The sequence below is a fragment of the Polynucleobacter sp. genome (genome assembly GCF_030693775.1).
Taxonomy (GTDB): Bacteria; Pseudomonadota; Gammaproteobacteria; order Burkholderiales; family Burkholderiaceae; genus Polynucleobacter.
The window spans coordinates 191299-213490 of record NZ_JAUXZY010000003.1; the positions used below are offsets into that span (position 1 = coordinate 191299).

A 22192-nucleotide genomic window follows, 5' to 3' on the forward strand; every position below is an offset into this window, starting at 1 on the left:
CCTTTAAGGACATATAAATGAAATTGACACTGAAAAAGGCGCTAACTGTAGCTACCCTTTCGATTTCAGCAGCGAGCTTTGCTCCAATCGCCATGGCGGCCGATATTACTGGTGCCGGCGCAACATTCCCATTCCCAATCTACGCTAAGTGGGCTGAAGCCTACAAAGCCCGCACTGGCAATGGCATGAATTACCAATCAATCGGCTCTTCAGGTGGTATTAAGCAGATCAAAGCCAAGACGGTGGATTTTGGTGCGTCCGATAACCCAGTCAAGTTTGAAGATCTCGAAAAAGACGGCATGGTTCAGTTTCCAGCCATTATTGGCGGCGTTGTTCCGATCGTCAACGTTCAAGGCCTTAAGCCAAATCAGCTCAAATTAGACGGCGTCGTCTTGGCTGATATTTTCCAGGGCACGATTACCAATTGGAATGACAAGCGCATTGCACTACTGAACCCAGGCCTGAATATTCCAGCGGGTGAAATCACTGTTGTTCACCGTGCGGACGGCTCGGGCACAACGGCGATTTTCACCGACTACTTGGCAAAAGTAAGTGGCGAGTGGAAGAGTGCGGTTGGTGCTGGTGCGGCGGTTAAATGGCCTGCGGCTTCTTCCGTTGGCGGCAAAGGCAATGAAGGCGTTGCTGCAAACGTTTCTCGTGTGAAAAATTCGATCGGCTATGTTGAGTACGCTTATGCGAAGAAAAATAACATGACTACCGTTCAGTTGAAAAATAAAGATGGTCAATTTGTATCTGCTGATGACACCACTTTCGCAGCCGCTGCAGCTGGAACAGATTGGTCTAAGATTCCAGGAATGGGTACGTTCATCACCGACGCGCCTGGCGCCAAGTCCTTCCCAATCACCGGTGCTTCTTTCATCCTGATGTACAAGCAGCCAGCCAATAAGGCATCTTCTGCTGAGGTGATCAAGTTCTTTGACTTTGCCTTCAAAGAAGGCGGCAAGATGGCGATTGATTTGGACTATGTACCAATGCCAGCGTCAACCATCGAGTACATTCGTAAGAACGTTTGGACTCAGATTCAAAACAAGTAAGATTATGTTTTTATGACCAATTACCCCGCTTCGGTGGGGTAATTGTTTGTTAAGTCCAAGTAGTTTTTGGCGGTGTATCGCAAGCAGTTCAATTAAGGTAGCCGATTTATGAAAAATTTAGTTTCATCTGGCCTCGTTAGTACACAAGCAATCGGCATTGCTAGGCGCCAGCGTGTGCTCGACAAACTCTTTTATTTGATAACGCAATTTTTTGCGTTATCGGTCTTGTTGGCCTTACTCGGCATTATTGCTTCCCTCGTTGTCAACGCCTATCCTGCATTTCAAAAATTTGGTTTCGGATTTTTTACCACCGTTGAGTGGGACATTATTAACGGGGAGTTCGGTGGAGCGATTGCTATTTACGGAACAGTAATCACTTCGGTTATTGCGCTTCTCATAGCAGTGCCGCTCAGTTTTGGTATCGCTGTGTTTTTGACTGAAATTTGCCCTAAGAGCCTGCGCCGTGCGCTCGGAACTGCCATCGAAATTCTAGCTGCCGTCCCGTCGATCATTTATGGCATGTTTGGCCTGTTTATTTTTGCCCCTTTATTTGCCGATTATATTCAGCCTGCTTTAGCGGCTACCCTGGGTCAGATACCAGGCTTAGGAATCCTATTCTCCGGCGCGTTCAATGGTATTGGTGTTCTTTGTGCCGGCTTGATTTTGGCAATGATGATTTTGCCCTTTATTGCTTCGGTGATGCGAGATGTATTTGAGATCGTTCCTCCTGTATTAAAAGAGTCTGCTTATGGCATCGGTTGCACCACTTGGGAGGTGGTGCGCAACGTGGTCTTGCCCTATACCAAAACAGGTGTGATTGGCGGCATTATGCTGGGCTTAGGCCGCGCTCTGGGCGAAACTATGGCAGTCACTTTTGTGATCGGTAATGCCCATAAACTCAAGGCCTCGCTCTTTGCTCCAGGTAACTCAATTGCCTCTACCCTAGCTAATGAGTTTGGTGAGGCAGAGATCGGCGCCCATTATTCCTCCTTATTTCTTTTGGGATTAGCACTTTTTGCGATCACCTTTATTGTGCTGTCGCTGGCCAAAATCATGTTGATGCGCATGGAAGCGAATCAAGGAGCGAAGACCTAATGAGTAACGCCCAATTTAAAACAGATTCAGCCATTACGAAGGGCATGGATCAAGCTCTGTTTAATAAACGGAAGCGCGTTAATGCCATTGGCTTGACCTTATCGCTGATCGCAATGAGCATCGGCATGGTATTTTTGTTTTGGATTTTATCGGTACTGCTCTATAAGGGCTTTGCAGCAATTAGTCCCTCCTTATTTCTGCAGAGTACGCCGGCCCCCGGAACAGAAGGCGGTGGATTGGCTAATCCCATTGTTGGTAGCCTGATGATCGTAGGTGCTTGTACCTTTATTAGCACCCCGATTGGTATTTTGGCAGGTATTTACCTTTCAGAATATGGTAACAAGAGCCGTTTTGCCGAGGTGACCCGCTTTGTGACCGACATCATGCTGTCTGCGCCATCCATCGTAGTGGGTTTGTTTGTGTATGCCATTGTGGTCTACCAAGTAAAGCACTTCTCAGGATGGGCAGGTACGATTGCCCTTTCTTTAATTGCCATTCCAGTCGTGGTTCGCACGACTGAAAATATGCTGCGTTTAGTGCCTTTGACCCTCCGGGAGGCTGCATATGCCTTAGGGGCCCCAAAGTGGAAGGTAGCACTGAGCATTACCCTTACAGCTGCCAAGAGCGGTGTTATCACCGGCATCTTATTGGCGTTGGCTCGCGTGAGCGGTGAAACTGCGCCGCTCTTGTTTACGGCGCTGAATAACCAATTCTTCTCCACCAATATGAATGCACCCATGGCGAATTTGCCAGTGGTGATCTTCCAGTTTGCAATGAGCCCGTATGACAATTGGATCAACTTAGCATGGGGCGGTGCGCTATTGATTACATTTGCTGTATTAGGACTCAATATATTGGCTCGAGTAGTGTTTCGTGAAAAGGTAAAAGTATGACCATGATGAGAACGGTAATGCATGCGGGTTCGGCAGAGGCGAGTGCAGCGGTGGCGGAGCGTACCGATGCGGCGGCTTCAGTCACTGCCCTTGAAATTCGGGATCTTAATTTCTTTTATGGCAGCTTTCAGGGCTTAAAGGACATTAATCTCGACATTATCGAGAAGAAAGTAACTGCATTCATCGGTCCATCAGGCTGCGGTAAGTCCACTCTATTGCGCACATTAAATCGGATGTATGACCTCTATCCAGGTCAACGTGCCGAAGGTCAAATTAGCTTCTATGGCGAGAATATTCTTGCACAAGGCAGCGATGTGAATTTATTGCGCTCACGGATTGGCATGGTTTTTCAGAAACCAACTCCGTTTCCAATGTCGATTTATGAAAACATTGCCTTTGGTGTGCGCCTATATGAACGTCTGTCTAAAGCAGAGATGGATGAGCGAGTAGAGTGGGCGCTCAGTAAGGCGGCACTATGGAATGAAGCCAAAGACAAACTTAATCAAAGCGGTTTGTCCTTATCCGGCGGTCAGCAGCAGCGCTTGTGTATTGCTCGCAGCGTGGCTGTTAAGCCATCAGTGCTCTTGCTTGATGAACCAACCTCAGCGCTCGATCCGATTTCAACGGCAAAGATCGAAGAGTTGATTAACGAGCTCAAAAAAGATTACACCATCGCTATCGTGACGCACAATATGCAACAGGCCGCTCGCGTATCCGACTTCACGGCATACATGTATTTGGGTGAGCTAATGGAATACGGCAAGACCGATGAAATTTTTATTAAGCCTAAACGCAAAGAAACCGAAGACTACATTACAGGCCGTTTCGGCTAATCAGGAGATCATATGCAAGATAAACACTTATCATCGCAATTTGACGAGGACCTTAACTCCTTATGCGCCAAATTATTACAAATGGGAGGTGTGGTAGAGCAGCAAATCGACATTGCTATGCGTGCTTTCTCAGAAATGAATTTGGACTTATGCAATCAAGTTGTTGAGCGGGAAAAGACTGTTAATTCACTTGAGGTTGAAATTGACTCGGCTTGCGTTGAGCTGATTGCACGGCGTCAACCGACAGCGCGCGACTTGCGTTTGGTAATGGCAATATCCAAAGCCATTACCAATTTAGAAAGAGCAGGGGATGAAGCTGAGCGCGTAGCCAAAAGAACTCGCCGCATTATTAACGAAGCCGGAAACTTTAAGATTAATGCTGCGGAGATTAAATTGTCTGGTCAGATGGCAATTGATTTGCTCCGCCAGAGCTTAGATTGCTTTGCTCGTCTTGATGCAGTAGCTGCTGTAAAAGTAGTGCAGGACGACAAGCAAATTGATGAAGAGTTCCGTGGCTTTGTGCGTAAGTTGATTACGTATATGGCCGAAGATCCCAAGATGATTTCGACTGGTCTAGATCTGCTCTTTATTGCGAAAGCCATTGAGCGCATTGGTGATCACGCCAAGAACATTGCAGAGTTTGTGATCTACATTGTGAAGGGCGCCGATGTACGGCATGTGCCGCAAGACGATTTAATTCGCGAAGCTCATAAATAAGATCTATGCCTCAGCATATTCTGGTTGTTGAAGATGAGCCCTCGATTGCCGAGCTCATCTCAATCAATTTAACCTATGCTGGGTATGCTGTATCGCGCGCCTTGCAGGCGGATGAAGCCCTATTGCTGTTACGCAATGCCAAGCCCGACTTAGTTATCTTAGATTGGATGATGCCCGGCAAATCCGGCGTTCAGTTTGCGCGTGAGCTTAAGTCCAATCCCGCAACGCAATCCATTCCGATTCTGATGTTGACTGCTAAAGGCGAAGAGGCAGACAAAGTATTAGGTCTTGATGCCGGTGCGGATGATTATGTGACTAAGCCATTTTCGCCAAAGGAGCTTGTGGCGCGCGTGAAGGCTTTATTGCGGCGCCATGTGCTTGAGGTTGTGGAAGAGAAACTCTTGATATTGGGCCCAATGCAACTGGATCCAGTAGCCCACCGTTTAACGATTCGTATTTCAGATAACAACAGCAAGGCCCTTGCTTTGGGGCCTACTGAGTTTCGTTTAATGCAGTTTTTGATGGCTAACCCCGAACGGGTGCATTCTCGTACCCATCTTTTAGACAATGTGTGGGGTAATGAGGTGTACATCGAAGAGCGTACGGTCGACGTACACATTAAGCGCTTACGTGCTGCTTTAGCCCCTTTTGCCTGCGATCATTTCGTCGAGACGGTCCGCGGTAGCGGTTACCGAATTACGAAGAGCCCAGTAAATACATAGCTTTAACGGCGCACTGGCAATGCTTTGCTGTGCGCTACTGGGTATGCTCTAAGATAACGCTATGTTTGCTGCCATTGCCCGCCTTTTTGTACTCTTAGCGTGTTCCTTTGCCTTGTATTCGCTGACTCTGTCGGCATGGGGTCATTGGGTTGCACTTGGCATTGCGCTTACTGTTTTAGCTATTCCGCTGGGGTATTTCTACCTCAAGTTATCGACTCTCAAGAAATATGTTCAAGCCGATGAATTGGAGAGTCTGCCTGCGGCTAGCGGCTTCTTGGAGGACCTCTTTTTTCGTTTGCAACGCTATGTCAAGGCGATCAAGCAGCGCATTTTTGAAGTCGAGCGTCAGCACCAACGGTTTATTGAGGCCTTTCAGGCCTCACCCAATGGCATCGTGATGCTTGATAGTCAAGATCAAATTGAGTGGTGTAACGCCATTGCCGAACGTTTTTTTGGGCTGAACTTCAAGCGCGATGCGTTGCAGCGCATTAATTATCTGTTCCGTAATCCCGACTTTATTCAATACTTGAGCGCTCGTAAGTTTGAAGAGCCTTTGGTGATTGAAAAAATGGGTCCTGGCTCCAATCTTAGCCTTCGAATTCAGGCGTTCCCGTTTGCGGATAACAGGCGTTTACTGTTAGCTCAAGACGTGACTGACTTATATAAAGCGGAGGCGATGCGCCGTGACTTCGTGGCAAACGTCTCTCACGAAATGCGCACGCCACTGACTGTGATGATGGGTTTTTTAGAAACCGTCCAGACAATTGATTTGACGCCAGCCCAAAAAGCAGAGTATCTCGAGCTCATGATGGCCCAAGGTCGCCGCATGAAAAGCTTGGTTGAGGATTTGCTCACCTTAGCCAATCTAGAGGCGAATTCCTTGCCTGTCTTGCAGGACTCGGTGAATGTAGCTGATTCTGCATTTCCATTATTAAGAAATGATGCCGAGGCCTTATCGCAGGGCGCCCATCAAATCCGCTTCGATGCAGAGTCAACCCAATTGCTCATGGGTAACGAGCATGAATTAATGTCGGCCTTTGGTAATTTGATTTCAAATGCCATTCGCTATACACCCGACGGCGGAGAGATTATGGTGCAGTGGGGCGTTAATTCCAATGGGCAGGGTGTATTTTCGGTTCGGGATACCGGCCCCGGCATTAGTGCTGAGCATTTACCACGTTTAACTGAGCGCTTTTACCGGGTTGATCGCAGTCGCTCGCGCGATACGGGTGGTACTGGACTGGGTCTAGCGATCGTCAAGCACATTGCTAGTCGGCATCAAGCTCAGCTCTTGATTGAGAGTGTGCCCGGATCCGGCAGTCAATTTACCTTGCTTTTCCCTTCGGAGCGAATTGTTTAATCAGTTCTAACTGCGCAATGACTGGAGCCTGATTTGCCCGGGGTTTTACTTGTTGATAGCTGCCATCGGAATTCATTTTCCATGCGGTGGCATTATCTTTAAGTAGCAACTTTAGACCTTCCAAGATAACCCGTTTTTTTAGCGCCCGATCTTTGACCGGAAATGCCACTTCAACCCGTCTAAGTAGATTGCGATCCATCCAGTCGGCGCTTGAGAGATGCACGGACTCTTTACCGGCTGCATAAAAATAGTAGATGCGGTGGTGCTCTAAGAAGCGGCCAATAATGGAGCGCACGCTTATGTTGTCCGATAGGCCCTTGACCCCAGGTTGTAGGGCGCAAACACCGCGCACAATCAGCTGGATCTTCACGCCTGCTTGGGATGCCTTATAGAGTTCTGTAATGATGGTTGGCTCAAGCAAGGCATTCATTTTGGCGATGATGAGGGCTTTTTTTCCTGCTTTGGCTGCTTTTGCTTCGGCACGAATATGCGCAATCAGCTCATCTAGTAGGGTAAAGGGCGATTCCCATAGCTCGCGGGTTTCCAGGTGTAAGGCTGTACCAGTGAGCTGCTGAAACACAAGGTGCACATCATTGGTAATGGATTCATCGCAGGTCATGAGACCAAAATCGGTATAGAGTTTGGCTGTTTTTGGATGGTAGTTTCCAGTTCCCAAATGTACATACCGAACCAGTTGCGACTTATTTTTCTTGCCGGCTATTTTCTCGCGCCGAACTACTAGTAGCATTTTGGCATGGCATTTATGACCAACGACGCCATACACCACATGGGCGCCAACGCTCTCTAATTTAGCGGCCCAGTTGATATTGGTTTGCTCATCAAATCGCGCAAAGAGCTCCAGTACAACCGTTACTTCTTTACCATTGCGCGCTGCTTGAATGAGTGCGTCCATTACCGGGGAATCATCACCCGTTCGGTAAACGGTTTGCTTAATGGCCAATACATCCGGATCATTGGAGGCTTCGCGCAATAACTGTAATACAGGCTCAAAGCTCTCATAAGGGTGGTGCAATAAGATATCACCTTGGCGAATTTTCTCAATGATGGAATCGTCCGGATCAGTCGAATCTTGCTGACCTGGCTTGGTCAAGCCGAATGAGGATTTGGGGCGGTATAGGGCAAATTTGAGTTCGGGCTTATCGACCAGATCAGGCACCTGTGATAAACGCATTAAATTTACTGGACCATCTATCCGGTAGCAATCTTGTGGCTCAAGGCCGTTCTCCTTGCGCAGCCGCTCCACCAGGGCATGGGGTGTCTCGACCGATGTTTCTAGGCGTACCGCATCGCCTAGGTGGCGGGTTGGTAATTCACCTTGCAGAGCCTTACGCAGATCAGTTACTTCATCATCGGATACAAACAATTCCGAATTACGAGTAACACGAAATGGGTGGCACTCAAGAATACTTAAACCTGGAAAGAGGCTACCCACAAACTTTTGTACAAACGAGGAGAGGAGCACAAAGCCGTAATCGGATTTGGCCAGATGTTTTGGCATATGAATGACGCGCGGCAGAGCTCGCGGTGCTTGGACAACGGCTAGGCGAGCCCGCCTACCAAACGCATCTTTTCCGTCTAAGGAAACAATAAAATTTAAGCTCTTATTGGCTACCTTTGGAAATGGATGCGCTGGATCCAGTGCAATCGGAGTCAGTAGCGGTAGCAATTCAGTGCGAAAGATGCCGTGTGCCCACTTTTCTTGCTCTGGCGTCCAGTCTTTGGCGAAAATAAATTGAATGCCAGCGTCTTCTAGTTGCGGTTGTATGGTGTTATTAAATACTGCATATTGCCGCGCAACTAATGTGTGGGCATATTCTGTTACTTTGTCGTATGTCTCGGCAATACTGAGGCCATCGGCTTCGGTTTTCTTGGGGTCGATTTGCAATTGCTCCTTGAGTCCAGCAACACGCACCTCAAAGAATTCATCTAGATTGCTTGACACGATTCCCAAAAAGCGTAAACGCTCTAAGAGGGGGTTGGCGGGATCCTCAGCCTGAGCCAGTACTCGGGAATTGAATTCCAAAATACCGATTTCTCGATTCAGAAGGGGAATGGCCATTTTTGTCATGAATAGCCTATGTTATGCCACCTTTATATTTCAGTAATGTGTCATTTGGATTGCATACAATAAGCCTTTAGTATCTGTGGTATTCCCCTGTTAAAGCCGATCCATTTGAAAGAAAAGACCGTGACAACCCCGACTGATGGCTATGTTGCTGCCGTTGACCTAGGCTCGAACAGCTTTCGCATGCTGATTGCGCAGGTGGTCAATACGCCTTCGGGGACCCAGCTTCGGCCGATTGATACCCTTAGGGAGTCCGTTCGGCTAGCGGCCGGCCTCACGGATAAGAAGCTGTTGGGTCACGAAGCTTATGAGCGGGGCATATCGGCCATTGGACGCTTTGGCGAGCGTTTAAGGGGCTTTGATTTGGCCCAGGTGCGGGCGGTAGCAACCAATACCTTGCGGGTTGCACGTAATTCAGCGGATTTCATCAAAGACGCTGAAAAAGCCTTGGGTTTCCCGATTGAGGTCATTGCAGGAGTAGAGGAGGCTCGTCTGATTTATATTGGGGCCGCCCATGAGGTATCCCCAGTCCAGGGCAATCGACTGGTTGTTGATATTGGTGGTGGCTCAACCGAACTCATCATCGGTGAAGGGTACAAGCCCAAGTTGATGGAGAGCCTCTATATCGGCTGCGTTTCCCATAGCATGCGTTTTTTCCCTAAAGGGGAGATTGATGCTCACGCGTTCAAAGAGGCCGAGCTCACCGCCCGCCGTGAAATCCAAGTCATAGCGGAACCGTTTGTAAAGCAAGGCTGGAAACAGGCCATTGGGTCGTCTGGCACTGCGCGCGCTTTAGCCGACATCATTGCTCAAATGGGGTATGGCAATGCTCCCAAAGGTTTTATTACCAAAGCTGCCTTGAAGGCGATGAAGCAGGATTTATTGCGCTTTGAGCACACCAGTCAGATTTCGGTGCCTGGGCTCAAGGATGACCGCCGCATCGTATGGCCGGGTGGCTTGGCAATTATGCTGGCGGTGTTTGAGGAGTTAGGTATTGAGCTAATGGAGGTAACCGATGCAGCCCTCCGGGTTGGCGTTCTCTATGATCTGTTAGGCCGATCACAACACCACGATATGCGTTTTGTCACGGTGGAGCAGTTCATGGACCGATATTCCATTGATCGGCAGCAAGCTAAGCGGGTGGGTAATTTAGCAACTAATTTTTTATCGCAGTTGCCTGTCCTTGATAAAGAAGCCAGAGTGAATAACTTAGTATTAATTGAGTGGGCCGCCAATCTTCACGAAATCGGCTTATCGATTTCCCACAACAGCTATCACAAGCATTCAGCCTACATTGCAGCGAATGCCGATATGCCTGGCTTTTCAAAAAATGATCAACTTCGCCTAGCTACCTTGCTCGTAGGTCACACCGGCAAACTCGGTAAGCTGGCTAGCAATACCCAATTCTTAGATTGGCGCATGCTGTTTGCCTTACGTCTCGCTCAATTGCTTTGCCGTGGTCGAAGCGATGCCCAATTGCCCGAGGTGAGCATCAGTGAGTCAGGCGCCGGTTTCACCGTCAGTATTAAACGGAGTTGGTTAGAAAATCACCCACTGACTGAATTCAGCCTCCGCAAAGAGGCTGCAGAGTGGGAGCGGATTGGCAGGCCCTATCAAATCGAGCTAATCTGATTTAGCCCGCGACTGAAGCCCCCAGTTTATTTGCCCAAAAAATGCTTGGCATAGCGGGGATTGATTTCCGATAAGCGCAACATCGTTAATAGATCGGCAGTATTAAAGTCCGGATCCCAAGCTGGTGCACTGCAAATTTTTGCCCCCAGCTTCAGGTAACCTTTAATCAATGGGGGCGCCTCCACCTCAAGTCCACCATTAAGGCGAGCGAGCGGCAATGGTACTTTTGGAAAGCCATGGCATTCAATTGGCGCCATTTGATCGGCACTCAGTCCGTTGTAGAGGCTAGCAGCAAAGTGGCCGCCATCGGACATCGGGATACTAGCGCAGCCCAACATGATTTCATAATTGTTTTTCAGCATGTATTCAGCAAGGCCACTCCACAGAGCCATGATCACGGCACCGGAACGGTAGTCTTGGTGTACGCAAGAACGACCTACTTCAACCATCTTGGGGCGTAAATGCTCCAAACGGGAAAGATCAAATTCGGAATCTGAATAGAGCTTACCGATTTCTTGGGCTTTATGAGGCGGTAGAACCCGGTAGGTACCCACAACTCGTAAGGTGTCTTGATCGCGAATGATCAGGTGGTCGCAATAGGCATCAAACTCATCAACGTCTAGACCTTCTGCATTTGGCGAAAGTGTAGCACCCATCTCCTCTGCGAATACCTTAAAGCGCAAGCGCTGCGCCTCTTGAATTTCACCCGCATCTTTAGCCCACGATACCTGCAGTGCAGGACGCTTTGATTTGCTAACTGGGCGGGCAATTTCAGGGGTGGACTGCAATTCAGCCCGGGTACGCTGGGCAAATGCTTTACCAAATAAACGCTTAGCAATTTTTCTGGAAAGCAATTTTTTAATTGGATGGATTTTTTTCTTGCGCTCTACGGTCGTCGTGCTTTTAAAAAACACATCGAATGGAGCGAATGGATTGGGCATGTCTGACATAGAAAACCTTATAAAAGTAGAATTAACTGTAAATTGCGTTTATGACAGTTTGGTGAAGAGTGGGAGGCATACGCAGAGCCATAAAATAAAGGAGATAAGCAGCGCTAGCATCACCGCGGCAGAGCCAAAATCCTTGGCGCGTTTGGATAAATCATGGTGCTCAAAGGAGATGCGATCGATCGCCGCCTCAACGCTGGAATTGAGTAATTCGATTGCCATCACGAGCACAAGGGAGCAAATTAAAATGGCCTTTTCAAAGAGCGATACCGGCAATACAAGTGCAATGGGTGTCAGCAATACAAACAGAGTCAGCTCTTGTCGAAACGCACTTTCTTCTTTAAAAGCAAATACCAACCCATGCCACGAGTTTTTCGCAGCATGCCATGCACGAACCAATCCGCGATTGCCTTTGTGCGGATTTTGATCAATGTGGTAAGTATTTTTCAATTAAAAACTCGATTTTCTTAAGCTAGGGCAGTGCGGTGTACCGCAGCGCTTACTACGGGCTTTAAGTGCCTTGCAAACTGCTCCGTCGAAGCTCTCCAGGAAAAGCGCTCGGCATGTGCCCTCGCTACTTCACGCGGAATCTTGAGGGCGGCTAGGCAGGCAGTGCGTAAATCCTCATTCATTGCGCCTGCAGGAGAGTCGCCAAGTACATCAATGGGGCCAGTAACGGGGTAGGCTGCCACTGGGGTACCGCAGGCCATGGCCTCTAGCAAGACCAAGCCAAACGTATCTGTTTTGCTCGGAAAGACAAAGACATCCGCGGCTGCGTAGACCTTGGCTAATTCAGGCTGATTTAAAACGCCTAAATAATTGACATTCGGATATTGCTGCTTGATTTTCGCCATGGCAGGGCCATCGCCCACGACCCATTTTGAGCCGGGTAGATCAATCTCTAAGAATGCATTGATGTTCTTTTCAATGGCAACCCGACCCACGTATAAGAAAATCGGGTGGGCTGAATTGAGGGCCTTTGACTCTTGCATATGAAACACCTCAGTGTCTACCCCGCGAGACCACAGAACAACATTGGTAAAGCCAAATTTCTCCAGATCATCTTTGACGACGATGGTAGGCGCCATGACTGCCATCGATGGGCCATGAAACCAACGCAAAAACGCATAGGTCCACGCGATTGGAATACCGGTGCGCGCATGAACGTATTCTGGAAAGCGTGTGTGGTATGCGGTAGAGAAGGGCAGGCGGTTGCGCACTGCGTAAGCCCGTGCGGATAAACCAAGGGGACCTTCAGTAGCAATATGAATTGCATCGGGTTCAAAATCCTTGATTTTGCGTGCTACACCTTTACCGGGAAATAGCGATAAAGAGATATCCGGATAGGTAGGGCAAGGAATCGTTTTAAATTGCTTGGGCGTAATCATCTCAATCTCATGTCCCATTAGCCGTAGTTCATGGCAGGTTTGCTTGAGGGTACGAACAACTCCATTGACCTGGGGTTCCCAGGCGTCGGTTACGATCATTATTTTCATACTAGAGCCTCTTCAAGTGATGGGGTAATACGCGTTTGTGTATTTAACTGTTCGGCATTCGCGATGCTGGGAGCGGGATCCCCCAAGATGGTTTTCCAAAAGACGAGTTTGAGTTCGCCTTCGGTGGTTTCGACCAGGGCACTTAGGCTTTCGACCCAATCGCCGTCGTTGCAATAAATCAAACCATCGATTTCCCGAATTTCAGCTTTGTGAATATGCCCACAGACAACGCCATCGCAATTGCGCATGCGTGCTTCCCGGGCCATGATGTGCTCAAAGTCAGCAATGTAGCTGACCGCATTCTTCACTTGGTGCTTTAAATACTGCGACAAAGACCAATACTGCAGACCCATTTTGATGCGCACCAAATTAAAGTAACGGTTCATGCACAAAATGAGGGAGTACAGGTTATCGCCGACGTAGGCCAGCCATTTAGCGTATTGCATTACGCCATCGAATAGATCGCCATGCGTAACCCAGAGCTTCTTGCCATCCACAGTGGTATGAATAATCTCTTCCACCACCTGAATATCGCCAAAGGACATGCCAATGTATTGGCGTGCGCTTTCATCATGATTACCCGGAATAAAATACACATTGGCACCTTTACGGGCTTTGCGCAGCAACTTCTGCACCACGTCATTGTGGGTTTGTGGCCAATAGATGGATTTCTTGAGGCGCCAACCATCGATAATGTCGCCCACCAAGTAAAAGGTGTCGGCTTCGTTGTGTTTTAAAAAATCGAGGAGGTAGTTCGCCTGGCAACCGGATGTACCCAGGTGCACGTCTGAAATCCAGATGGCTCGGTAGTGCGTCATTGATGAGTATTAAGCCATCGCCATGTGTAGGCTTCATGACAATTTGATGTCATTTTTATGACTTACTGGCTTAGTATGCTAATTGCATTCCTAATTTCAGAGCGCATCATATTTTCGTTTCTTGATATGACTTTAAGCCGTTTTCTTACCATACTGAAAATCATCTTGCATCTCCTGAAGGGCTGCTTGATTTTGCTGCTGGTATTTCCCTGGCTTAAAGCCGAGCAACGGCATCGATCGATTCGCCACTGGTGCAAGCAGCTGCTTGGCATCTTTAAGATGCGGCTTAGCGTTATCGGGGCAGAGCGCCTGATGGATACCCATTACTTAATGGCAGCCAATCACATCTCTTGGATTGACATTCATGTGATCAATGCCTTTAAGCCCCATTACTTTGTCGCCAAATCCGAAGTAGCGAGTTGGCCGCTTTTTGGTTGGATGGCGAAACAGCTAGGTACTCTCTTTATTGAGCGGGGTAAGCCCAATAGCATTCGCAATATGGTGCAGGAGATAGCTAGTCAACTGAATCAAAAAGCCATTTGTATCTTTCCTGAAGGCACCTCAACTGACGGCAAGCAAGTGGCCCCCTTTAAATCAAACTTATTTGAGGCGGCGATTGTTGCCAATGCGCCGGTGTATTGTCTGGCGATTCAGTATTATGATTTACGTACAGGAATAAAGACCACGGCTCCGGCTTTTATTGGTGAGATGGGCTTATTGGATTCGATTTGGAATCTGATTTGCAGCCCGCCCATTTGCGCCCAGATCAGCATTAGTGAAAAACTACCCGCACTCAACGAAAGAAAGGCCCTGGCCGAACTGAGCCAGAGCCTCATTACAGCGCAACTGCGCGATACCCGTTAGAAGGCCGCGCGCACTCCAACCATTAAGCTGCGCCCCGGTTGTGGTGCATACAAACGCACTGCCATTGGGGTAGTGGCAAAACGGATTTGCTCGTTGAGCAAGTTTCGCAAATTCACGTAGCCGGTCCAGCTGATCTTATTGACCTTTTCGGTGTACGACAAACCAGCGTTCAGTAAGTTGTAGCTGGGGGTGGGGCCTACTTCCCAAGAGGCTAATCGATTCTGCTCAAAGCTATAGGTATAGCTGGCATTGGCTAGCCACTTGTTTTGCTGATGGGCTAGCTGCAATCCAACCCGTGGCGCTGGTTGCAAAGGCAAGTTGCCGCCCGCATCAAAAGTCCCTTGGGAGGCATCTGCAAACAAACGGGCACCGCTACCAAACTGATTCCAGTTGTAGGTTAATTCAGCCTCAGCACCTTTGATTGTGGCTGCCGCTTGCTGCGCAACGACAACCGAGAATTCTTCAGCCGCTTCAGCCGTTTGTCCTGTGTAGAAACCATAAATATAGTTATTGAACTTATTCAGGTATGCATTTACCTTTCCACGTACCTTGCCTACCGTCTTTTGAATATTGAACTCTAGGTTATGCGATGTCTCTTTGTTGAGATTCGAGTTACCAACCGAAAACGTCGCAGTCGACTCATGTATGCCGTAGGAATAGAGTTCAGCTGCGCTTGGAGCGCGCTGGGATACGGTATACGACAGTCCAGTGCCATAGCCGTTACTAAAGTTCCATAGGCCGCCGGCCGAATAGGATAGAAGATTAAAGTTGCGATTCTCTAAATTGGGCGTTGCAGGGTTAGGCTGTGGTTCAGCAACTGGATTTTGAAACTCGCTAACTTGATTCGGGTTTTGCGATACCGCGTTGTATCGCAGTCCTAGATTACCTTGGAGCGCACCCCAACGACCCTCTTCAATCCAAAAGAGGGCATTGGAATTGGTTTTCGTTGAAGGAAGGATGGCGTAGTTACCGGTTGCAATCTCTGTCGCCTCAAGCGATGACCGTGTTACTTGAGCACCAAAGCTTCCTTTCCAGCCCATAAATTGTTTATGCGCTAGGTCTAGGCGAAACTCATTGGAGATGTTTTTCCATAGCGCTGCCGGTGTGTATCCTGTATCTGGATTGATAGCAAATTCCGTATGGTTGTAATTACTATTCGCAGCGCTGAACTTGACTGAAGAGAATCCAGCAAACGGATCACGGGTTTGGTGTTGAAAGTCATAGCGATTCTGTGACTGCGCAATCATTCCGCCTTCCACGGTCGGAATGCCGTAGTTGTTATTCATGCGCTCAACCGAGACGCCTGTATAGCTCGATTTACCAATATAAGAGGCGCCAACACCCAAGTTATTTTGATTGTTAAACGAATTGGGTAATTTGCCGGTAAAGTTTTGAGCCTCTTCAAAAGGATGTCCGGGAATATTCCAGACTTGATTCGGTCCACCTTGAATGGAGTTTCCTGGAATCCGGTAGTTCTGATTATTGTTAATGGCTGTATCGACATGAACCGCAACCGATCCAATCGAGCTCTCAATCACGCCCGATGCAGCGCGGCCATTGCTGACCGTGTCGTAGCTGGTATTCACTGCCCCCGTGGCCTGCTCTGGTAGGTTGGTCAAGATTCGATCATTGATCACGTTAACCAAACCACCGCTAGACCCTGAGCCATACTTTAAGGCCGCAGCCCCGCGCAGAATTTCAATCTGCCGCGCATTTGCAACTGGACTAGCTACAGCATGATCAGCTGAGATGGCAGAGACATCGCCAACGGATAGACCATTTTGCAGAATTTGTACTCTGGGTCCATCAAGACCACGCATGACAGGGCGTGAGGCGCCAAGGCCATAACCGGTCTGGGATACCCCCAGCTCATTCCCGATGGTAGCTCCTAATGTAGTGCCCAGCTTATCCAGAAGCTCATTGCCTTGCAGAATCTTGGTTGGCGTGAGGATGCTGGTGTTGCTCTCTTGTGATCCAGTTGCTTCAATTTGTAGATTGGGATTATTGCTGCTTTGGGCGTAAGCAATCACCGAGAAAGAGACGGTCAGGGTAGCGGTGAGGCTGACTGATTTGAGTAAGCCAAACGCATTTCGCTTCGCTAAAAGCGATCGAGAATTCATCTTCATAAAAAACTCCAATTGCGCCACGGCATCGATGTGGCGAAACAGTACATGGCAGACAATAGCTGCCGCTTAGGGATTTACAACTGGAGGGATTGCGGCGGAGCGCGGGATTGGTAGTGGCTTAAGACTGCGCCGGTATTAAAAACGGCACTATAAATAGTAGGTTCAGACGCCAGTGCTTGAGCCGCGGCGATAGCCGTGCCTGCGCTTGAAACAAAACCGGCCAAGGTGAGCGCATCAAACAACAAACAATTGGCATTAATGTGGTCTGAGTGCGATGCCTCTGCATGGTGATGGGCATCACAGTCACTATGCTCAAGGGCTACCTCAGATGGGCCAAGCTGGGTTAGTTGAGGCTGACCGGTATGGGGATGCGCAATGCTGTGCGCATAACCGAGCCAATGGGTACCAAGTAGACTAAATACAAGGAAGGCAATTGCTAGACAAGCCCGAGCAGAACGCTGGATTTGAGTGGCAAAAAAGGCTTTCATAGGGCCAAATGGTACAGGAAATGGCTAGTCCGCCCAATACTGTGTAAAATAGCGATTCCGTCGGAGTGTAGCGCAGCCTGGTAGCGCACCTGCTTTGGGAGCAGGGGGTCCAAGGTTCGAATCCTTGTACTCCGACCACTTTTCCTTCCCTTGATCAATTCTGCCAAGAGTCTGATCCACCTCAAAAACGCCACGTTACGCCTGCCTCCGATCGTAAGGAATATATCCCCGATCCAGAGAATACGGTCCCAAAGTTAGCCGCGCTGCGCATGATCGATAGGCCTAAATCAACATCTGGGGTGATCGAATAAATTGCGGCCACCATTCCATAGTCCGAAAACCGGTTTGCATTCAGCAGAATATTGCTGCCCATGCCAAAATCCAGTGCTAAGCGCCAGCGCGTATTCACTAACCAAACGGGTGCAATAGAAAGTGCATAGGCATTGGTACGTAAGGGCTCAATACTGCCGCTGACCGGGTAATTGGTGTTGTAGGGATTGCGGGCATAACTTACGTTGCTATGTACATGAATTTGGTCCCCATAATAGGAGCTGATGAGATTCAGTTCGTAATTAGTTCTGGCAAATCCAATACCGACGGCTTGCTGGCTTGTGGTTGCGGGCAGGGTAACGGTGGGTTTGACAGCAAACGCCCAGCCTTTTTCACCATCGCCCCAAAAACGCCACTTGAGTCCCAGTACATAATTGGAAAGAGGTGAGTAGCTGCCATTTGGGTTCGCATAGTAGGTGCTTGAAAACGACGCTTCAACGGTTTCACTCAAACCGCGGGTGTATGTAAACGGCGCTGCCGTTGCTCGCCCAAGACCCTTAAATTCCTCGCCGTTGCTATTGATAACGGAAATGTCTTCGGCAGCCTTATTGTTTAAAACATAAATGTATTGCTCAATTTGATTGACGTTGCGGCCAACCGTAGCGGCATCATCGGTATTGAGCGGTTCAAATGCCTGTGCACCAAACGACAGAGCGAAGGCAAAAACGCAGAAGAGAATGCGAAGGGCGGCAAACATGAGTAAGGGACACTATAAGACAAATAAGTCACACTAGACCAATTGGATGACACTTCAATGTCATCCAAGGCAACTCTGGAAGATTAAGCTATTTGGGAAGAAACTCTTTTTTAGCTCGCAAGAACAGCAGCGCAATCACACCCACGAGCATGACATAGAGTGAAATCATCACCGCTCCTTTGCTGTGCGCATACGCAAAGCTTGAATAGGCCAAATACCCGCAGGAAGCGCAAAAGATGAGTGGCGTAAGGGGGTAGAGCGGGACACTAAACTCCCGCTTGGTATGAGGATGCTTAAAGCGCAGAACAAATACTGAGATGCCAACGAGGAACAGGAAGCTCCAAAACACAGGAGCAGTAAATTCCACCATGGCCTCAAAACCATCCGACTGCAACGCGCCGAAACACACGAGTGCAACGCAAATAATTCCCTGGACGATGTAGGCCAAACTAGGAGAGCCGCGCTTGGCTTCCCAGCGTCCCATGAAACGTAAGCCATACCAATCTTCGCCCATCGCAAAGTTGGTGCGTGCGCCCACAATCATGGTGGCATTAATGCTGGTGAGCGCCGCAACCGCTACAAACAGGCCGAGGAGTTTTTCACCAATTGGGCCAAAGGCAAGGCCGAGTAAATCGGCAGGCGCTGCTTTACTGCTAGCCAGCTGTTGCATACCCAGGCCGCTAATTAAGGCCCAATTCACTAGTAAGTAAATAATGGTGATGAGCAAGAGACTAAAGACGATGACATAGACCACTGTCTTGCTGCCACCTTTCACTTCAGCCGAGATATAGGCGGATTCGTTCCAGCCGCCAAAGGTTAGCAGCACAAACACCATGGCAAGGCCAAGTAAACCCAGCGGCGGCGTGCTCGAGAAAAAGGCTGCATGTTCTACCGCAGGTAAGGGAGCACCCATTAAGCCAAACCCGGCCACGATGATGGCCAGCAGGCCTGCGACTTCGAGAACCGTGAGGATGGTTTGCACGTTTGCAGACGCATGAATGCCAATCAGATTAACCAAGGTCAAACCAATCACAATCAGTAGGGCCCAGATAACAGACGAGTAGTCGCCCAGGGGTAAGACCTTTGTCATATAGTCGCCAAACACAAAGGCGAGTAAGGCAATCGATCCCGTATTGATGACAGTGGCTTTGGCCCAACCATACAAAAACGACGCGTTTTTGCCATACGCCTTAAACAAGAAGTGGTAATCACCACCGGCATGGGGATAGGTAGTTGCCAGTTCGGCGTAGCACAGGGCGCCTGCCATGGAAATCACCGAGCCGATGATCCAAACGCTCATCATCCAGCCGATATCGCCCGTAATGCCGGCGACCATCGATGGCGTTTTAAAAATACCGGCGCCAATCACAATGCCAACAATGATGGCAATTGCACCGGTGCGCGAGAGCAGGCGCTCTGGCACCGTGTTGGCGGGGTTATTCATGAACTAGCTTAAAAAGCTGAAAAACGCAGGGCCGTACCTAGCGGCGGACACCAGTAAATTCATTCTGAACGTAGCCGCCTTTATCGTCACCCTTCAACGTATTGCCATTGACTGTTACTTGCGCTGTACGGAAATTGCCATTGCGGTCTTTGTAGCTGAATTCCATTTTGGTGCCAGTTAGTTTTGCATTGAGCAGGGGTTGGCTTCTGCGATCGATTAATAAACTGCCACCTATGCGCTGGTAGTGCTGTGACAGGCTTAAGGTGGCAGGGCCTTGGGCATCAAAGTTGGTTAAAGTCCATTCGCCAGCCACGTTGGCAGGCACCACCCAGAAATAGGCTCTGGCAGGACTATCCACTTCGGCATCGGCTTCCCAGTCACCCATGGTGAAGGCATGCGATACAACGCGTGTACCAGGCTTCATCTTGAGGATAGTAGGGCGCAATTTGAGGTTGAGCTCAGGCAGGAGGTACATGGTGACAACCGTTGCTTTGGAGAAATCCTCTTTAAAGATATCGCCCTGAATAATTTTGACTTGCTTAGATACGCCAGCACGTTCGGCATTGCGCTGACCGAGCGCTGCCATTTCAGGATTAAATTCAATGCCAACTGCAGTTGCGCCGAATTGCTTGGCCGCTGCAATTGCAATCTTGCCATCGCCAGCACCCAGGTCATAGACCAAATCGGATGGGCCGACTTTGGCAATCTTGAGCATATTGGTTACCAATTCATCGCCAGTAGGTACCCAGATCACATCTTTACCTTCTTGGCCAATGCTGGGTTTGTATTTATCGTCGCCACCCTCGGTTAGGCCTTGCGCGCTAAGGCTAACGGCAAACAAGAGAGAAAAGGCAAAAAGGAGTCGTTGTACGTTCTTCATAGTGGGCTTAAGGGCGTTTAATGGGTTGAGTGAAATAACCGTACGATCATAAATTAATTCAATTAAAAGCCCCAAAAAAAGCCAAAAACCGTAAACCATGTCCATTAGAATGGGGGCTGCAGATACATACTGCCCATAGCTCAGCTGGATAGAGCAACGGCCTTCTAAGCCGTAGGTCACAGGTTCGACTCCTGTTGGGCAGGCCACTGAAGCTTAAATCACACTTTTAGGCCCTATTGAATGAAGAAATTACTTCTCGTTAGTATTGCGTTAAGCGCCACCGTTCTTGTAGGCTGCAAAGGTGAGGATGCAGTAGCAAAATGCGTTCAAGCCAATATTAATTCGGATATTGAGAGCGGGAAACTCAAAAAGACCGATTCTGCGGCAATGAAACAATTGGAGCTAATGCACAGGGCAAGCTGCATTGAAAATATGACGATTAAGGCATATTAATTTTCTGCAGGCTTGGGCTTCAACTATTACTGGGTAGGTAACCCCCTCAATCTATGTTGCCCATTTTGTACTCCTATCGCAGATGCCCCTATGCAATACGAGCTCGCATGACCTTGCAATATGCCGGTATTCAGGTTGAGCACAGGGAGATTCAATTGCGTAATAAGCCACAATCGATGTTGATGGCATCCCCAAAAGGTACGGTGCCCGTGCTCATTGTGGGTGATCTTGTTTTAGATCAAAGTATAGAGATCATGCAATGGGCATTGCAGCAATCTGACCCAGATAGCTGGGGCGGGATAGATGAAGTAGCTGCTCAAATTTGGATTGAACGGAATGATGGACCATTCAAGGTATTGCTTGATCAATATAAGTACCCCAATCGGCATCCCAATCTGAATCAAGGCGATGTGCTCAATGCTGCAATAGCGTTAATGCTAAAGCCGCTAGATGCGGCTCTGGATTCCAATCACTATATTTTAGGCAATACACAGCATTGGATTGATATTGCCATTTTTCCATTTATTCGGCAGTTTTCCATGGTTAATCCTCAGCAGTTTGCGCAATTGCCGCTCCCAGCCCTAAAAAATTGGCTTACGAACCATCTCCAATCGGAGCTATTCAATGCCATCATGTCTCGACATCCAGTTTGGATAGACTGACCAAAGAATGACTAACTCAATGCGTGGCAGTGTATAGAAGAGCAGCTTTAGGCCATGACTCTGCTTTTCTCGGCTTAGGTGGATTGAAGCGTTTTTAGTTGAATCGCAAAACGTCCAGCCTGATTATTTGAAATCAAAATGCCAAACTCAATGACATCAGCGAAGGATAGGGCGGGAGCATTAATGACTTGCCCACGGAAAGTGGATTTAAATTGATTTAAATTAAATTGGTGCGTTTGCCAGATGGGTTCAGCAATGAAATCGGCTACATAGCTCACCTGCGGCGCTATCGCAGTGCGTAAGACGAGCTTGTATTGCTTGCCATCCCCTTTGGCCAACAGTTCTAGCACTTGAGTTCCTGGGGGAAATTGGGCTGATGAGCGCATGGAGGCAAAGCCACCATTATTTTCAAGGGAAACCAGGCCTTCAAAATACATACCTTGCGTATCTTGCCGAAGAGTCGATTGTGATATTCCTCCCATCACGCCATCATTCACAACCCAGCAATCGCGCATCGTTTTCGGGTTAGTGAAATCCATACGAACTCCTTGTGCGCGTGACAGTGCGCTCCAGCATAAAAGGGAAGCACTCGAG

At 48.6% G+C, this 22192-nt stretch carries 22 protein-coding genes and 2 tRNA genes; 13 read left to right on the forward strand and 11 right to left on the reverse strand.

Going from position 1 to position 22192, the window contains the following annotated elements:
* Nucleotides 1-17 precede the first annotated feature (17 nt).
* The 7 genes from pstS (at nucleotide 18) to phoR (ending at nucleotide 6675) form a co-directional block, all read left to right on the forward strand.
* Entirely contained in the window at nucleotides 18-1055 is a 1038-nt protein-coding gene (gene pstS, locus Q8M75_RS02585; RefSeq protein ID WP_305485874.1) for a phosphate ABC transporter substrate-binding protein PstS, read from the forward strand.
* 108 nt (nucleotides 1056-1163) lie between these two features.
* Nucleotides 1164-2150 (forward strand): phosphate ABC transporter permease subunit PstC, encoded by a 987-nt coding sequence (gene pstC, locus Q8M75_RS02590; protein WP_305485876.1) that lies wholly within the window; start codon nucleotides 1164-1166, stop codon nucleotides 2148-2150.
* Nucleotides 2150-3043, forward strand: a complete 894-nt coding sequence (gene pstA, locus Q8M75_RS02595) for a phosphate ABC transporter permease PstA (protein WP_371131731.1) — start codon at nucleotides 2150-2152, stop codon at nucleotides 3041-3043. The genes pstC and pstA overlap by 1 nt, the downstream gene beginning before the upstream one ends.
* A gap of 5 nt (nucleotides 3044-3048) precedes the next feature.
* On the forward strand, nucleotides 3049-3876 hold the full coding sequence (gene pstB / locus Q8M75_RS02600; RefSeq protein WP_305485952.1) for a phosphate ABC transporter ATP-binding protein PstB: 828 nt from the start codon (nucleotides 3049-3051) through the stop codon (nucleotides 3874-3876).
* 12 nt (nucleotides 3877-3888) lie between these two features.
* Nucleotides 3889-4593, forward strand: a complete 705-nt coding sequence (gene phoU, locus Q8M75_RS02605) for a phosphate signaling complex protein PhoU (RefSeq protein ID WP_305485878.1) — start codon at nucleotides 3889-3891, stop codon at nucleotides 4591-4593.
* 5 nt (nucleotides 4594-4598) lie between these two features.
* On the forward strand, nucleotides 4599-5315 hold the full coding sequence (gene phoB, locus Q8M75_RS02610) for a phosphate regulon transcriptional regulator PhoB (RefSeq protein WP_305485881.1): 717 nt from the start codon (nucleotides 4599-4601) through the stop codon (nucleotides 5313-5315).
* A 61-nt stretch (nucleotides 5316-5376) separates the two neighbouring features.
* Nucleotides 5377-6675: a phosphate regulon sensor histidine kinase PhoR gene (gene phoR / locus Q8M75_RS02615; RefSeq protein ID WP_305485884.1), complete on the forward strand. Its 1299-nt coding sequence runs from the start codon at nucleotides 5377-5379 to the stop codon at nucleotides 6673-6675.
* Here phoR and ppk1 read toward each other — a convergent pair.
* Nucleotides 6641-8764 (reverse strand): polyphosphate kinase 1, encoded by a 2124-nt coding sequence (ppk1, locus tag Q8M75_RS02620; protein ID WP_305485887.1) that lies wholly within the window; start codon nucleotides 8762-8764, stop codon nucleotides 6641-6643. The two genes, phoR and ppk1, sit on opposite strands and share 35 nt — an antisense overlap.
* Nucleotides 8765-8884: 120 nt before the next feature.
* On the opposite strand from ppk1, the gene ppx reads away from it, so the two are divergent.
* The gene (ppx, locus tag Q8M75_RS02625) at nucleotides 8885-10393 is read left to right on the forward strand and encodes an exopolyphosphatase (RefSeq protein ID WP_305485889.1); all 1509 of its coding nucleotides are present in this window, start codon (nucleotides 8885-8887) and stop codon (nucleotides 10391-10393) included.
* A 26-nt stretch (nucleotides 10394-10419) separates the two neighbouring features.
* On the opposite strand, the gene Q8M75_RS02630 is transcribed toward ppx, so the two are convergent.
* Genes Q8M75_RS02630 through Q8M75_RS02645 form a run of 4 tightly spaced genes read right to left on the reverse strand, consistent with a single transcriptional unit; the run spans nucleotide 10420 to nucleotide 13654 of the window.
* The gene (locus Q8M75_RS02630) at nucleotides 10420-11343 is read right to left on the reverse strand and encodes a GNAT family N-acetyltransferase (RefSeq protein ID WP_305485891.1); all 924 of its coding nucleotides are present in this window, start codon (nucleotides 11341-11343) and stop codon (nucleotides 10420-10422) included.
* A 39-nt stretch (nucleotides 11344-11382) separates the two neighbouring features.
* On the reverse strand, nucleotides 11383-11790 hold the full coding sequence (locus Q8M75_RS02635; protein ID WP_305485892.1) for a diacylglycerol kinase: 408 nt from the start codon (nucleotides 11788-11790) through the stop codon (nucleotides 11383-11385).
* 17 nt (nucleotides 11791-11807) lie between these two features.
* Nucleotides 11808-12836 (reverse strand): glycosyltransferase family 1 protein, encoded by a 1029-nt coding sequence (locus Q8M75_RS02640; RefSeq protein WP_305485895.1) that lies wholly within the window; start codon nucleotides 12834-12836, stop codon nucleotides 11808-11810.
* Nucleotides 12833-13654 (reverse strand): UDP-2,3-diacylglucosamine diphosphatase, encoded by an 822-nt coding sequence (locus Q8M75_RS02645; RefSeq protein WP_305485898.1) that lies wholly within the window; start codon nucleotides 13652-13654, stop codon nucleotides 12833-12835. The genes Q8M75_RS02640 and Q8M75_RS02645 overlap by 4 nt, the downstream gene beginning before the upstream one ends.
* A 165-nt stretch (nucleotides 13655-13819) precedes the next feature.
* Here Q8M75_RS02645 and Q8M75_RS02650 point away from each other — a divergent pair, with 165 nt between their 5' ends.
* Entirely contained in the window at nucleotides 13820-14518 is a 699-nt protein-coding gene (locus Q8M75_RS02650) for a 1-acyl-sn-glycerol-3-phosphate acyltransferase (RefSeq protein WP_305485900.1), read from the forward strand.
* Here Q8M75_RS02650 and Q8M75_RS02655 read toward each other — a convergent pair.
* Nucleotides 14515-16644, reverse strand: a complete 2130-nt coding sequence (locus Q8M75_RS02655) for a TonB-dependent receptor (RefSeq protein ID WP_305485903.1) — start codon at nucleotides 16642-16644, stop codon at nucleotides 14515-14517. The genes Q8M75_RS02650 and Q8M75_RS02655 overlap by 4 nt on opposite strands.
* Nucleotides 16645-16718: 74 nt before the next feature.
* On the reverse strand, nucleotides 16719-17132 hold the full coding sequence (locus tag Q8M75_RS02660) for a DUF6153 family protein (protein ID WP_305485905.1): 414 nt from the start codon (nucleotides 17130-17132) through the stop codon (nucleotides 16719-16721).
* A gap of 61 nt (nucleotides 17133-17193) precedes the next feature.
* On the opposite strand from Q8M75_RS02660, the gene Q8M75_RS02665 reads away from it, so the two are divergent.
* Nucleotides 17194-17270: transfer RNA gene (locus Q8M75_RS02665), tRNA-Pro, on the forward strand.
* Between the two features lie 43 nt (nucleotides 17271-17313).
* Here Q8M75_RS02665 and Q8M75_RS02670 read toward each other — a convergent pair.
* From Q8M75_RS02670 to Q8M75_RS02680, 3 genes are all read right to left on the reverse strand, one after another.
* The gene (locus tag Q8M75_RS02670; RefSeq protein ID WP_305485908.1) at nucleotides 17314-18159 is read right to left on the reverse strand and encodes a hypothetical protein; all 846 of its coding nucleotides are present in this window, start codon (nucleotides 18157-18159) and stop codon (nucleotides 17314-17316) included.
* 88 nt (nucleotides 18160-18247) lie between these two features.
* The gene (locus Q8M75_RS02675) at nucleotides 18248-19603 is read right to left on the reverse strand and encodes an APC family permease (protein ID WP_305485910.1); all 1356 of its coding nucleotides are present in this window, start codon (nucleotides 19601-19603) and stop codon (nucleotides 18248-18250) included.
* Between the two features lie 37 nt (nucleotides 19604-19640).
* Nucleotides 19641-20483: a class I SAM-dependent methyltransferase gene (locus Q8M75_RS02680; protein WP_305485913.1), complete on the reverse strand. Its 843-nt coding sequence runs from the start codon at nucleotides 20481-20483 to the stop codon at nucleotides 19641-19643.
* A gap of 129 nt (nucleotides 20484-20612) precedes the next feature.
* Between Q8M75_RS02680 and Q8M75_RS02685 the strand changes: the two genes are divergently transcribed.
* From Q8M75_RS02685 to Q8M75_RS02695, 3 genes are all read left to right on the forward strand, one after another.
* A tRNA-Arg gene (locus Q8M75_RS02685) sits at nucleotides 20613-20689 on the forward strand.
* A gap of 34 nt (nucleotides 20690-20723) precedes the next feature.
* Complete coding sequence (locus Q8M75_RS02690) at nucleotides 20724-20936, forward strand: hypothetical protein (RefSeq protein WP_305485915.1); 213 nt, start codon at nucleotides 20724-20726, stop codon at nucleotides 20934-20936.
* A 53-nt stretch (nucleotides 20937-20989) separates the two neighbouring features.
* Nucleotides 20990-21598 carry a glutathione S-transferase gene (locus tag Q8M75_RS02695; RefSeq protein WP_305485917.1) on the forward strand — a complete coding sequence of 203 codons (609 nt, stop codon included), beginning with the start codon at nucleotides 20990-20992 and terminating at the stop codon, nucleotides 21596-21598.
* A gap of 74 nt (nucleotides 21599-21672) precedes the next feature.
* On the opposite strand, the gene Q8M75_RS02700 is transcribed toward Q8M75_RS02695, so the two are convergent.
* Nucleotides 21673-22137: a CIA30 family protein gene (locus tag Q8M75_RS02700; protein ID WP_305485919.1), complete on the reverse strand. Its 465-nt coding sequence runs from the start codon at nucleotides 22135-22137 to the stop codon at nucleotides 21673-21675.
* Between the last annotated feature and the right edge of the window lie 55 nt (nucleotides 22138-22192).

What these genes read in the sequence shown, in the direction of transcription:
- Q8M75_RS02675 (WP_305485910.1), bottom strand. Translation starts at nt 19,603, where the DNA reads ATGAATAACCCCGCCAACACGGTGCCAGAGCGCCTGCTCTCGCGCACC.
- phoR (WP_305485884.1), top strand. Translation starts at nt 5,377, where the DNA reads ATGTTTGCTGCCATTGCCCGCCTTTTTGTACTCTTAGCGTGTTCCTTT.
- pstS (WP_305485874.1), top strand. Translation starts at nt 18, where the DNA reads ATGAAATTGACACTGAAAAAGGCGCTAACTGTAGCTACCCTTTCGATT.
- phoU (WP_305485878.1), top strand. Translation starts at nt 3,889, where the DNA reads ATGCAAGATAAACACTTATCATCGCAATTTGACGAGGACCTTAACTCC.
- Q8M75_RS02670 (WP_305485908.1), bottom strand. Translation starts at nt 18,159, where the DNA reads ATGTTTGCCGCCCTTCGCATTCTCTTCTGCGTTTTTGCCTTCGCTCTG.
- pstC (WP_305485876.1), top strand. Translation starts at nt 1,164, where the DNA reads ATGAAAAATTTAGTTTCATCTGGCCTCGTTAGTACACAAGCAATCGGC.
- Q8M75_RS02630 (WP_305485891.1), bottom strand. Translation starts at nt 11,343, where the DNA reads ATGTCAGACATGCCCAATCCATTCGCTCCATTCGATGTGTTTTTTAAA.
- Q8M75_RS02655 (WP_305485903.1), bottom strand. Translation starts at nt 16,644, where the DNA reads ATGAAGATGAATTCTCGATCGCTTTTAGCGAAGCGAAATGCGTTTGGC.
- Q8M75_RS02660 (WP_305485905.1), bottom strand. Translation starts at nt 17,132, where the DNA reads ATGAAAGCCTTTTTTGCCACTCAAATCCAGCGTTCTGCTCGGGCTTGT.
- Q8M75_RS02640 (WP_305485895.1), bottom strand. Translation starts at nt 12,836, where the DNA reads ATGAAAATAATGATCGTAACCGACGCCTGGGAACCCCAGGTCAATGGA.
- Q8M75_RS02700 (WP_305485919.1), bottom strand. Translation starts at nt 22,137, where the DNA reads ATGGATTTCACTAACCCGAAAACGATGCGCGATTGCTGGGTTGTGAAT.
- Q8M75_RS02680 (WP_305485913.1), bottom strand. Translation starts at nt 20,483, where the DNA reads ATGAAGAACGTACAACGACTCCTTTTTGCCTTTTCTCTCTTGTTTGCC.
- Q8M75_RS02690 (WP_305485915.1), top strand. Translation starts at nt 20,724, where the DNA reads ATGAAGAAATTACTTCTCGTTAGTATTGCGTTAAGCGCCACCGTTCTT.
- Q8M75_RS02695 (WP_305485917.1), top strand. Translation starts at nt 20,990, where the DNA reads ATGTTGCCCATTTTGTACTCCTATCGCAGATGCCCCTATGCAATACGA.
- ppk1 (WP_305485887.1), bottom strand. Translation starts at nt 8,764, where the DNA reads ATGACAAAAATGGCCATTCCCCTTCTGAATCGAGAAATCGGTATTTTG.
- pstA (WP_371131731.1), top strand. Translation starts at nt 2,150, where the DNA reads ATGAGTAACGCCCAATTTAAAACAGATTCAGCCATTACGAAGGGCATG.
- phoB (WP_305485881.1), top strand. Translation starts at nt 4,599, where the DNA reads ATGCCTCAGCATATTCTGGTTGTTGAAGATGAGCCCTCGATTGCCGAG.
- pstB (WP_305485952.1), top strand. Translation starts at nt 3,049, where the DNA reads ATGAGAACGGTAATGCATGCGGGTTCGGCAGAGGCGAGTGCAGCGGTG.
- Q8M75_RS02645 (WP_305485898.1), bottom strand. Translation starts at nt 13,654, where the DNA reads ATGACGCACTACCGAGCCATCTGGATTTCAGACGTGCACCTGGGTACA.